Genomic DNA, 12,453 nt, shown 5'->3' with positions numbered 1-12,453 from the left:
GACTTACCTAATACACCACTACCTTCTGCGTACATCTTTCCAAGATCATTATAAGCAGTGCTGTAATTGTAAGCCTAATTCTAAATTGAACCTTAGTTCATTTTCTAGATACATATTTATTGCTAGAATATTTCTAATCGGTTATAGTCACGCTATTAAAGTAACTTACAGTAAACTTAAGAGGCTGGCAATGGGTAGTTATATTGATGCAAATCTAATGTTTAACGTCTAATGGGTTAATTCTAGGATTACGTAAACTTTAAAGAAGGCGACCTTAATTGCTGATAGAAATGATTATCGAGTGAGCCCTGAATTTAAAATCTAGTAAAGAAATTATAAAGGTAGCTAGAAATTTTAATTAAGAGAGTGAGTTATGAAAAAGGCTATATTGACACTTTTGTGTTTGTTGACTGTCCAAGTTAGTAATGCTGAAATTATTAAAGTGAATGGGGAAGGTGCTACACCTATTATCAAAAAAGATCTGAATGGCACACGTAATCAAGCATACAACAATGCAAAAACTGATGCTGTCATTGCTCTCATTAAGCGTATTAATGGTCCGCAGGCGATGAATGAAGCGAGTCAATATTTAAATGAAATTGTAAAACAAGTTGACAGTAATTATGTGCTAAACCGAGGCAGTAGTACCAACAGCAACAATGAATTAGTCACTCAAGTTAGTCTGGAAATAGATGACCAAGAATTTCGTTCAATTCTTAATGATTTAGGATTGGCAAAGAAAAATAGTCGAACCAGTCCGATTATGATTGTGATGGATGAATACTTCGGTGTACCAAAAGATAACTCTAAGCCAGTTAAAGAATTTACTTCTTATTTTTCAGATCGTAGCTATAGCTATGATGAAGATGCAAGTTACAAAGCTAGTGAAAGTGCTAAAGCCAGTGCGTCAGATTCTTATTCTTCAAAAGGACGTTCATCTGCCGCCGCAGGTTATGCCTATGATAATTATTATGGGGCTGGTGTAGGTGTTGCTGCCCGCTCATCAAGCCATAATAATTCAGGTAAATCAGCATCCTCAAGTAGCTACAATGCCAGTGAGTCGGGAAAATATAGCCAATCTGAAAGTCAAAAGGATATTCAAAGTTTTGTGAAATATGTGGAATATCAAACACCAAGTACTAAAGCTGAGCGTAATAATCAAACATTAAATTCAATTGCAGGTGCTGCATCTCGTTATGATTTGCGGTTGCTCGATTCTGACCGTTTCAGAAGTCAGTATTTAAATGGTCGCAGTATGACGATTCAACAACTAATGAGTGATGTAGAGCTTAATAAGCTAGTAATCGCGGCGCGTAAAGAAAAAGCGGACTGGTTTATGGCTGGTAGCTCTTATATTTATGATCGTGGTCGTTCGAGTGCCACAGGTCAATTTGTCTGCGATGGTGCTGTAAGCTTTAAAATTTATTCAGTAGATGATTCGACTTTAATGGGTGGGGAAACTCGTACAGAGTCATCGACAGGTGCGACCACAGATTCATGCCGTACCAATGTAGCAAAGAAACTAGGTGAATTAGCAGTTAGCCAAATTGGACCACAGATTTTAGGTTATGCGAAAAATCGCTCTATGTATGGTAAAGAAATTACCATTTTTGTGAAAAGTGCTTCTGGCATTGTAACTTCACGTCTAGGGGATGATTTGTATATTGCCTTAGATGAAATGGATGGCGCAGAAAATATCGATATTCGCACTCAAGACGGCAAATTGGTTGAAATGACCATGACCTATAAGAGTGAAAAACCGATTAGTGCAGAATTGGCTAAAGCGCTACGTAAAGTAAGCCCAACGCTATCGAGCGCCGAGCGATTACTAGCTGGAAATACGATCACACTCTGCATCGGTGGTACACAGTGCACATAAAATTCAAAGTCTTATGTCTGGCTATGCCGATGCTTGTTTCAGCATGGGCAAATGCGAATATTCAAATCTACCCATCGAAAGGTATTTTTGGATTGGAGCAAGGTTGTCGTACCGATCCTAGCAAATATGAACCGAATGGTTCTTCTATTGTATGTGATTTCAGTCAAGCGATTGACAATGAAATCATTCGTAAACAAGCCGAGCAACTTTTTGTACAAGGTTTAAAACAAAATTTCGGTGAACAAGTTGTCGATACTATTTCGCAAAAAACTAAAAATCGTACTTATATAGCCTCTCTAGAAGTTTTACGCGCGAGTGAATACATTGTAAAGAAGGATTCGACAGCAGAAATTTTTCTACCAGTCACCTTAAGTCTAAAACTCACTAACGTGTTGTCGGGCGAGGTCATTTATAGTGACAGCGCGACGTTGTCGCAACCGATTCAGGTACTTACTACTGAAATTGATTCTCCTATAACAAAAACAGTAATTAAACAGAAATTTCAAAGTACTTTGTTGACATTGACTAAGCAAGTGACTGAAGAATTAAAATCGAAACTTAAAATTTCTGAAACTGAGACCCAAGTGATTGATCGCTGGAAATCATATTTGGTTTTAGATAAAGGCTTTAAGCAAGGGATCGCAGCACAAGATGAGCTGAGTTCAATAGATGGTGATTTGATTCGTGTGGTACATGCGGACAGTGATTATGCTGTGGCAGTGCCAATATTGATGCAGGGTCGTAGTAAGCGCTTTAGTAAAGTATCAACCAATACACGTCAGGCTATGAATAAGCCTAAAGCATTAGTGGTTGATGTACTGACTTATCAAGGCGAATCAAAAGATTTAATTGAGCAAATCTTTTCAGATGCAGTAGGTGAGCAAGCTTCATTTACTTTGACTCCAGTCAATCGACGTTATAGTGCTATGGCGCAAAGTGTTAGTGAACAGACTGCATTAGCGCAAAGTGAAGACATTAACCAACGTGAGTTACCTGAATTTTTTATTCGGATTAACGTCCTTCCTGTCATTGCTTATCAACAGCAAATTGGAAAAATAACTCAGCAACAGGTTCTCCATAGTGAAGTTTTTGCTGAAATGATTGATCGTTCTGGTCGCGTGATCTACTCAGCACAGGCAACAGATGATATTAAAGATGTGATTTCAGAAGGAATGGGATTTTCTCTAGAGGCACGTAAAGAAGTTGTATTGAAAAACGCACTTTTGAAATTAGGTAAACAATTTCAAAAAGGGATTCAATTTACTCGTTCTGATTTAAAAGTCTCAAGTTCAAGTGGTCAACGCATTACCATCGATGATGCGGGGAAACGCTTAAGTACCGGAATGAAAGTCCATGTTTATCATTCAGATAAGGCAGCAGGACGTAATATTCTGATTCCAACATGGGAAGCGACTGTTTTGGAACGTCAAGGTGCGAAAGTTACCGCGCAATTAGATTTCCCTGTCAACAGCAGTGATCGTTTACCCGTGCGTTCTGGAGACAGTATTCTGCTTGATAGTTCTGCTCCAGTGGGTGACTCGAAGCAATCGCGCGTTTTATGTCCAAGCTTACATACTGAGCAAGTTGGTGAAATTCCATTTCATGGTTTTGGTCCTTTGATTTACCACGCTTTTAGCAGTCAGTCGAAACGACCATTTTATGCGACAGGTTCAGGCTTTAAAGGACAGACTCTGTTGAAAGATTCAGTCGTTGCTATGACTGAAAATGCTGGGTTTAAAAAAGATATGAAAGCTAACTTTTATATTCCTACAAATGAATGTTTACAGCCAGTACTTAAGATTGAAGTGAAACAAGACAGTATTAAATGTAATGCAGATAAAAGTAATTGTGATGCCACATTGGTTATGGCCAGTGGTGCACGCATATTCAACCAAAAGTCTGAAAAAATAGGGGCTTATGGTTTGCAACAAGAAATCGAATTAAAGGGTATAGATCATCAGCATCGTAATGAGATGTATAACATTCAGATGTTTGAGGCTTTACCAAAAATTTTAAATCAAATCGTGCAAAAAGCCGACTCTTCAAAATAGGGATAACAAAGTATGAAAAAAATTGCAATTGTTTTAGCAATAGCAGCTTCAATGGGAACATCAAGCGTCTATGCAGGTTTTGGGTCACTGAGTAGTATTGCATCGTCATTATCCGAATCTGTTACTGGCGTATCTTCTTCAAATATGGATATTAACGGTTTCTTCACGCAAGCTAAAGCAACCAATGCAATGTTTACTCAGAGTCGTACTGCTTTAGCTTCATTACTCGCAAGTAAACAAGACTCAGATGAGTTAAAAGCAAAACAGAAAAGTCTGAAAACGACCTCTGATCCGAAAGAACAAGAAGCCATTCAAAAACAAATTGTCGTGTTGTCTAATACTGTTTTAGAAGCCTCTAAAAAAGATGAAGCAGGAACAGTAGCTAAGCTATCAGCATTGAATGTGGAGCAGAAGCAGCATTTGTTGGACTCTGCAACAAACTTTGTAATCGCAAGTTTAACCGCTCGTGAATTGGCGGTAGGCGCTAAACAAGTAGGTATGAGTTTAATAGCAAATCCAAGAAGTTTGACCAATACAGGCATGTCTTTAGTTGAGGCTAAAGGTGTGGTCGGAGATATCACTGGTATTGCTAAAAATTCAACGATGGCTTTGGTAGAATATCCAAAACTATTTAAAAAGGCTGGTATTGAATTCAAAATGCCAACGAGTTCATCAGATAAACCAAAAGTACTGAATGATATTTAAAAATATTAATTTAGGTTAAACCTTAAATACGATCAAAATTGCAAATGACGATTAAATCATTTACATAAATAAGAGAGCTCTCTAGAGGGCTCTCTTGTGTTTTAGTATTTTACGGAATTTAAAGCACTAAAATATTGTCAACGTCTCGGGACTTTCCCTTAAGCTGACCAATCAAGAGATGGAATCATATCAATACCACTGCTGATAAATTTTATGAGAATAATGGTGTGATGTCGCAAATTGCCAAGAACACGTGTGAGCAAGCGATGCTAGATGATTTCCCTCGAGCCATTGATGATGCCATTCTAGGTAGTCATGAAGCGCATAGAGAGCAGATGATGCAATTGCTTTCCTATCCATCTAAAGCTCATGTTTTTGGTCATTTGATTTTTGATATGTTGGTCTATTCCTATACCTACGAGCTATATGTTTAAAGCGTTAAGACGATTATGTTGGTCTAAGGCATATAAACCGAGATAGAATGTTGGTCTAATTGAGGTTTAATGAAATCATAGACCAACACAAGCTATGGGATAGGTGGGTTATATTCGGATAGATTAGGGAAACAGCAGACATAAAAAAAACGCTAGAAGCGTTTTTTATAAAGGGTTACAGATTTATATGGGAGTGTGTGGGAATAGGTGGGAAAACTAGTATTTAATAAGGTTGGCGGTGAAGGAGGGATTCGAACCCTCGATACGCTATGAACGTATACACACTTTCCAGGCGTGCGGTTTCAGCCACTCACCCACTTCACCGTTTTTTGCAAGACCAAGATTTTTGGCTGCCTAAGTATAGCGGATAGCATTTAAAATGTCACCACTTACGCCGCATCTTTCTTTATTGGTAACTGCCTGCTAGGATAGCGCATACGTAATGGCAGGCATAGATGGTTGAAAGTTGCATGATAAGTTTTTTTAAAGATAAAGTACGGGTTAAAAATAATATCATAATGACAGTATTCACTGTCTTAATAGGGATGTCGTCTGCCCAAGCAGATGATCTGAGCCAGTGTAGCCAGTCTTTTTATGGCGGCGTTTATCCTGAATTTACCAATTCTAAGCTCAGTAATAATACCCAAGCGCTATGTATGGACGGTTTTGCCGTTATGTACTCAGGCGTATCACGTACACCGCTATGGTCAGCAGAATATCTTGACCGTAAGCGCTTGCAGCAAGCCAAAGAGATTGACCGTGAAGACAGCTTTCATGAAGAAAGCCGCCTGCCAAAATCCATGCGTGCCAAACTATCCGATTATTCAGGCTCCGGTTATGATCGTGGACATTTAGCGCCCAATGGTAATATGGCCAATCGTAGCCAGCAGTATGATAGCTTTAGCCTTGCCAACATCGCGCCGCAATCACCACGTAATAATCGCTATATTTGGCGTAATATTGAGTCTGCCACGCGCTATTTAACCCAGCAATACGGTGAGGTCTACACCATTACGGGAGTAGCGTTTACCAGTAAAAAAACCAAACAACTGGCGGATAATGTGCTGGTGCCCAGTCACTTTTTCAAAGCCGTTTATATACCTGCGAGCAATCAAGCAGGCGTGTACTATGCGCCCAATGATGAATCAGAGCGCATAGACGTGATTAGTCTTGATGAACTAACCGCCAAGATTGGTATCGACGTTTTACCGGTATTGGATGCCCAAGCCAAAGCGCAAGCATTTGATTTGCCACTAAAGGCAGGTGACAGCTCAGATTTGCCCGAAACTCCCCAAGAAGAACCAGTTTGGATGCTATTTGTCCTAGCAATCATTGACTGGCTCATGGCACAATTACAGGCATAACCGGTTTAAATGTAACTAAATCCCCACAGCATTGAAAGATTAGGTAATGCGCTGTTAAGGTAAAGGAGGACGAGATGATTGATCCATTTACAAATAATCACCAGAGTATGCAGATTGGTGATTTGATAATCGAAAACCAAGAAGATAAAATCATTATTTATGGCGACATTAATCTGCTCTTTGACGAAGCGGGACATGAGCAAGCACAGCAGCTACACGAGCTTACTAGTAAAATTATGCTGGCATTTGAAAATCGTAGTAAATATAGTAATACTCAGGATAAGTCAAAACAAAAAGATGACCAAGCGGATAAAATTATAGACAATCCGTTCCTGTAACTGTTTGATATGCTTTTGATTTTATAGAAATAATAAACTATAAAAAAATTACTAGGCAAAATCTAAAAAGTGCTTATAATGGGTCAAGACATCGCTTATGTCGATCAAACCTTTTATGAAAAGCTAAGCATTAATGAGATATTAATATCGGCTTTTAACTGAAACTTAGTATAGAGCTGCAAGCTTGTAATAAAAGATTGTTGATAAAAGGATAAGCGTAGGACATCAGAAACACAACGTTTCTAGTAATCATTGAATGAAGGGAGTCAATTTATGAAATTATTCGCAAAAACCACTTTAGCAGTTGCTGGTATCAGTTTAGCAAGCATGGCATTTGCCGCTGACCCATTACACAATACTACTTGGCAGACTTTTGATGAAGGCCAGCCAAAAGGCGTGGTTAAAATTACTGAGTCTAATGGCGTACTAACTGGTAAGCTTATCAGCACGAATTCAGAAAAAGGTAAAAAGCACGTTGGTATGACGATTATCTCTGGTTTAAAAGCTGACGGTGGTGGTAAATACAGTGGCGGTACGATTACTGACCCTGAAAAGAATAAAGACTATCGCATGACTGCTAACCTAAGTGGCAGCACTTTAAAGCTAAAAGGTTATATCGGTCCATTCTCACGTAGCCAAACGTGGAAAAAGAAATAAACTGACATAATTTCGCCTTATCAAATTTGGTTGTTAATTTAAACTAGACTTGATAGAAAAAAATTAGTAGAGAATTAAGAATCCCGCATAACCGAAAGGTTACGCGGGATTTTTAATGGTGGCGTTTTTAGTAATAATGATTTTATTACTACGTATTTTATTAATGATGGTTTTATTATAGATAAAATGAGCCTCAATAAAACCGTCTTGAATAGCATTTACCTTATAAACTCAGGATAGGCTTCCATACCACATTCAGCAATGTCTGCTCCTTGGTATTCTTCCTCTTCAGAGATACGCAGACCTATAACAAATTTAATGATGCTCCATACCGTCAGACTGCTGATGAATACCCAAGTAAAGATGGTTGCAGCACCGGCAATTTGCCCTAGTAAAGTAGCGGCAGGATTGGTCAGAGGGACAATGAGTAGACCGAATAAGCCTGCCACGCCATGCACCGAGATAGCACCAACTGGATCATCAATCTTTATTTTATCTAATACTAAAATAGATAGTACAACGATGACGCCTGCCACCATTCCAAATAGCGTTGCCTGAAGCGCCGACGGGGTAGAGGGTTCAGCAGTAATAGCGACAAGACCTGCCAATGCACCATTTAAGAGCATGGTTAAATCTGCCTTACCGAAGATAATGCGCGCGATAATAAGCGCCCCGATGGCACCACCCGCAGCAGCGGCATTGGTATTCAAAAACACCACCGCAACCGCATTGGCGCTGGCGATATCGCCAAGCTTGAGTACGGAACCACCGTTAAACCCAAACCAGCCCATCCATAAGATAAGCGTACCAAGCGCTGCTAATGGTAAATTAGCCCCAGGGATAGCGCGTATCTCACCATTAGGGCCATATTTACCTTTACGCGCCCCTAAGAGCAATACGCCCGATAGCGCGGCAGCGGCTCCTGCCATATGGACGATACCTGAGCCAGCAAAATCAGAAAATCCCAAATCGCCAAGGCTGAATAGGCCAAACACGGCTTTACCGCCCCAAGTCCAGCTACCTTCTAATGGGTAAATAACTCCGGTCATGACAACGGCAAATAGCAAAAAAGACCATAACTTCATGCGTTCAGCTACGGCACCTGAAACGATTGACATACAGGTGGCGACAAAAACCACTTGGAAGAAGAAGTCAGAGGCGGCCGAATATACGGCATCGCCATCAAAGCCATTTTCAGCTGAGGTCGCTAATGCGTCTGCTACTAAGGCTTCAGTGCCTGCAATACCGCTCAAAAACAGATTACCATCATACATAATGGCATAACCGCATATCATATACATAGTACAGGCGGTGGCAAAGAGGGCGATATTTTTGGTGAGGATTTCGACGGTATTTTTTGAGCGTACCAATCCTGCTTCTAACATGGTAAAGCCGGCTGCCATCCACATTACCAGCGCCCCACACATTAAGAAGTAAAACGTATCTAGCGCGTACTGGAGCTCAAAGATTTGGTTTTGCATGTTAATTCCCCCTTGAATATATGCAATATAGCTATCGAGATGACCTATAAATCAGTGTTTATAGGTGGTCTGGCGCTTAAATATTAAATAGCGTCAGGACCTGTCTCACCCGTACGAATACGAATGACTTGCTCAAGGTTGGTCACGAATATCTTGCCGTCACCGATTTTTCCAGTACTGGCGATACGCGTAATGGCTTCGATAGCAGGCTCAACCATCTCATCCATCACCGCCACTTCGACTTTTACTTTAGGCAAAAAGTCCACCACGTACTCGGCGCCGCGATAGAGCTCGGTATGACCTTTTTGACGACCGAAACCTTTAACCTCGGTGACGGTGACTCCTTTCACACCGATGTCAGAAAGCGCTTCACGCACATCATCGAGCTTAAACGGTTTTAAGATCGCAGTGATTAGCTTCATAAAAAAATCCTTATATGGGTGATGTCGCAGGTTAATAGAGGCAGTTTGCTGCCGCATATTATTGTCATGCTTATGGTTAATGCTTCAAGAACTGTGCCAAACCTACTCAAGGGGGTAGGTAGGTTTGCGCACATAGTCTCAAAAACACTCATGAGTATGACAAAGAATAGCGCTTATACCATAACAATAAATAGCACAGTTATTGGTATAAGTTAGAGAAATCAACCTTTAACGTTGAATAAACGAAAACTTTATTATAACCAACTTTTTAAGCACTTGGGGAGGCTATCACTTTATTTCATGTGATGATTTGACAAAAGCTGAGGACAAAGAAAAGAAGATGCGTAACAGGAAGAGATTACAGAGACTTATGCTAGATACAATATTAAAGCGCGATGAATCACGCTTAACATTCAGCCTCTGTATTCAAATAAACGAGCAGCCTTAAGCCTTGGGGAATAGTAAGTACGGGGTTTTGGTGCTACCAAGCAGTTTTTTGGTCTCGCTACCTTTTAACAATTCAAGCAAACGTGGTTGCCCAAAAGCACCGGTCATCAACAGACCAATATCGTTTTTGCTTTGGTAGTAATTCAACGCGGCAGTCACATCGCGGCAGTCAAGCAAGGTTTTTTTGCATTTGATGCCTGCTTGCTTGAGGCGCGCATAGGCTTCGCGTAAGGCATCGCAGTTTTCTGAGTTTTCTTTGGCAACCATGACAATATGCACCGTCAACGCCCGAACTAGAGCTGTTTTACAGAGCCAATTGAGTAGTTTATGCGAGGTTGGGCTATTATCAAAAGCAAATAATGCCGTGGTCGGGGGCAAAAATGGTGCATGCGTCACCAAAATGGGGCAGTGGCTTAAGCGGATAAGCTGGCTTAAGGTTGATTTGCAGGTGACATGATGACCAATGACGATTAATTGTGCTTTGTCATCAACATAATCAATGCTGTCACTCAAGTTTTCATGCCGATGTAACGTATAGGTTTTAAACTTATGAGGTTGCTGCTCGCAGTAAGTGGTTGCTTGGTGTAGCAGGAGCTTACCTTGGGCTTTTAACTCGCTATTACTGAGATGTTCTTTTGCCGTAAATTGATCGAGTAGGGCATTTTCATCATCAATATTTAGGCAGCCTGAATAATCAACGGCGGCTTTTTGTTGTAAACTTGGTACGGAATGAAGCAGGCCAATGGGCGCTTGCAGACGAATAGATGCCCACATACTGGCATCCAATACGGCTTGTACATGATCGGGACAATCCAAGCAAGCAATCACGCTATCTGGCTTCAAATTACTCATAAATGCACCACATATCTCAATAATGAAAACACAGGCTCGTTGGTTAAAGTCATCCTTTAACCAACGAGCCTGATTTTATATACCAATATAATTGCTGATGAATAAACCAAACGTTTATATCAGCTTGATAACACCAATGCAGTTTTTCTTAATCCAAGAGCCCAATATCTCGGCGATCATGAATCGAAAAACGATCGATAAGGGTGCGGCTGGCGCTGTTGAGTCCAACCACTTTGACATCAATGCCTTCGCGTTGCAAGCGCATGACCAGCTTGTCCAAGGTATCAACGGCACTAACATCCCAAAAGTGAGCTTGGCTGACGTCAATATGTACGCTATCTAACGCTTCTTTGGTATCAAAACTCTGCAAAAACTGCGTCGTTGAAGCAAAGAAAACCTGCCCTTGCACGTAGTAATAACGGGTATTACTGCTGTCGTCATATTCACTAAAGATGGTTAAGAATTGCCCGATTTTATTGGCAAATGCTAAGGCAGATAACAACACCCCAACGCCAACGCCATACGCTAGGTTATGAGTAAAGACGGTGGTCAAAACTGTCGCCAGCATAACGATATTGAAGGACATCGGATGGGTTTTAAATTCACGAATAGACTGCCAGTTAAAGGTGCCGATAGAGACCATAATCATCACCGCAACCAGTGCGGCCATCGGTATCAGGCTGACCCAGTCGCTTAAAAACACCACCATGATAAGTAGCACTACACCAGCGATAAGCGTTGATAAACGCGTACGACCGCCAGATTTGACGTTAATCATCGACTGCCCAATCATCGCACAACCTGCCATACCACCAAAGAATCCTGACACTACGTTGGCCATACCTTGACCACGGCATTCTTTGTTTTTATCACTTGGCGTATCGGTTAATTCATCGACGATGGTCGCGGTCATCATTGATTCTAACAAACCGACAATAGCAAGCGCGATAGAATAAGGTGCGATAATCAATAAGGTATTCAAATTGAGCGGAATATCAGGCAACAAAAACACCGGTAAAGAATCTGGCAAATCGCCCATGCTACCGACATTACGAATATCAAGATTCATATACATGGCGACCGCGGTCAAACCAACGATGCAAATCAGCGGCGATGGAATCACGCGCCCGATTTTAGGAATCAGCGGAAACAAGTAGATAATGGCTAAACCCGCTGCGGTCATGATATAAACCGTCATGCCGACGCGCTCAGTCATTGGGTTAAGCTCGGGCAACTGAGCAGCAAAGATCAAAATCGCCAGCGCATTGACAAAACCAATGACCACCGAGCGTGACACAAAGCGCATTAAGTTACCAAGCTTAAAGATACCCATGATTATTTGGATAACGCCACACAATAAGGTTGCCGCCAGCAAATATTGCAGACCGTGCTCGGCGACCAAATCAACCATGACTAGCGCCATCGCACCGGTTGCCGCTGAAATCATACCCGGACGACCACCAACAAAACTGATCACCACGGCGATACAAAACGACGCATACAGACCGACTTTTGGGTCAACACCGGCGATAATAGAAAAGGCAATCGCTTCTGGAATCAAGGCCAGTGCGACGACCAAACCTGATAACGTATCACCGCGAATATTGGAAAACCACTCTTCACGTAAACTGCCAAAAAAAGATGTCATAAGTAAACTGCATAGGGTTAGAGGCAAAAAAAGCAATCGTTCATCATTTAGCAATAACGCTTAGCGATAAAAGGATTGCATCGTGATTAACTATGTCGAGGATGATATCGACCATAATTACGTTATAAAAAACAAGTCATTGTGATAGATGCTGATAATCGTTCTTTAAACAGGT

The 12,453-nt window shown here is 41.0% G+C and carries 10 protein-coding genes, 1 tRNA gene and 1 pseudogene; 7 read left to right on the top strand and 5 right to left on the bottom strand.

Features of this window, described 5'->3' with window-relative positions; all coding sequences use genetic code 11:
* Positions 1–373: 373 nt before the first annotated feature.
* The 4 genes and pseudogenes from FHS24_RS10180 to FHS24_RS10165 form a co-directional block, all read left to right on the top strand.
* On the top strand, positions 374–1,879 hold the full coding sequence (locus tag FHS24_RS10180) for a hypothetical protein (protein ID WP_183621032.1): 1,506 nt from the start codon (positions 374–376) through the stop codon (positions 1,877–1,879).
* A gap of 29 nt (positions 1,880–1,908) precedes the next feature.
* A complete protein-coding gene (locus tag FHS24_RS10175; protein ID WP_227671794.1) occupies positions 1,909–3,930 on the top strand; it encodes a hypothetical protein in 2,022 nt (673 codons plus the stop codon).
* Between the two features lie 12 nt (positions 3,931–3,942).
* On the top strand, positions 3,943–4,635 hold the full coding sequence (locus FHS24_RS10170; RefSeq protein WP_183621030.1) for a hypothetical protein: 693 nt from the start codon (positions 3,943–3,945) through the stop codon (positions 4,633–4,635).
* Positions 4,636–4,829: 194 nt separating this feature from the next.
* A pseudogene (locus tag FHS24_RS10165) lies at positions 4,830–5,069 on the top strand (hypothetical protein); the annotation flags it as partial.
* Positions 5,070–5,302: 233 nt separating this feature from the next.
* Here the strand turns inward: FHS24_RS10165 and FHS24_RS10160 are convergent.
* Positions 5,303–5,393 (bottom strand) — tRNA-Ser (locus FHS24_RS10160).
* 194 nt (positions 5,394–5,587) lie between these two features.
* Between FHS24_RS10160 and FHS24_RS10155 the strand changes: the two genes are divergently transcribed.
* From FHS24_RS10155 to FHS24_RS10145, 3 genes are all read left to right on the top strand, one after another.
* Positions 5,588–6,433, top strand: coding sequence for a DNA/RNA non-specific endonuclease (locus tag FHS24_RS10155; protein WP_227671793.1), 846 nt, complete (start codon positions 5,588–5,590; stop codon positions 6,431–6,433).
* A 74-nt stretch (positions 6,434–6,507) separates the two neighbouring features.
* The gene (locus FHS24_RS10150; RefSeq protein ID WP_183621028.1) at positions 6,508–6,771 is read left to right on the top strand and encodes a hypothetical protein; all 264 of its coding nucleotides are present in this window, start codon (positions 6,508–6,510) and stop codon (positions 6,769–6,771) included.
* Positions 6,772–7,044: 273 nt separating this feature from the next.
* The gene (locus FHS24_RS10145) at positions 7,045–7,428 is read left to right on the top strand and encodes a DUF2147 domain-containing protein (RefSeq protein ID WP_183621027.1); all 384 of its coding nucleotides are present in this window, start codon (positions 7,045–7,047) and stop codon (positions 7,426–7,428) included.
* Between the two features lie 218 nt (positions 7,429–7,646).
* Here FHS24_RS10145 and FHS24_RS10140 read toward each other — a convergent pair whose 3' ends face one another.
* The 4 genes from FHS24_RS10140 to FHS24_RS10125 form a co-directional block, all read right to left on the bottom strand.
* Complete coding sequence (locus FHS24_RS10140; RefSeq protein WP_183621026.1) at positions 7,647–8,909, bottom strand: ammonium transporter; 1,263 nt, start codon at positions 8,907–8,909, stop codon at positions 7,647–7,649.
* Between the two features lie 83 nt (positions 8,910–8,992).
* Entirely contained in the window at positions 8,993–9,331 is a 339-nt protein-coding gene (locus FHS24_RS10135) for a P-II family nitrogen regulator (protein ID WP_011514651.1), read from the bottom strand.
* A gap of 444 nt (positions 9,332–9,775) precedes the next feature.
* Complete coding sequence (locus FHS24_RS10130; protein WP_183621025.1) at positions 9,776–10,630, bottom strand: universal stress protein; 855 nt, start codon at positions 10,628–10,630, stop codon at positions 9,776–9,778.
* 148 nt (positions 10,631–10,778) lie between these two features.
* Complete coding sequence (locus FHS24_RS10125; protein ID WP_183621024.1) at positions 10,779–12,278, bottom strand: SulP family inorganic anion transporter; 1,500 nt, start codon at positions 12,276–12,278, stop codon at positions 10,779–10,781.
* Positions 12,279–12,453: the final 175 nt, after the last annotated feature.

The organism is Psychrobacter luti (assembly GCF_014192115.1).
Lineage (GTDB): Bacteria > Pseudomonadota > Gammaproteobacteria > Pseudomonadales > Moraxellaceae > Psychrobacter > Psychrobacter luti.
This window is presented reverse-complemented; position numbering and strand designations above follow the sequence as displayed.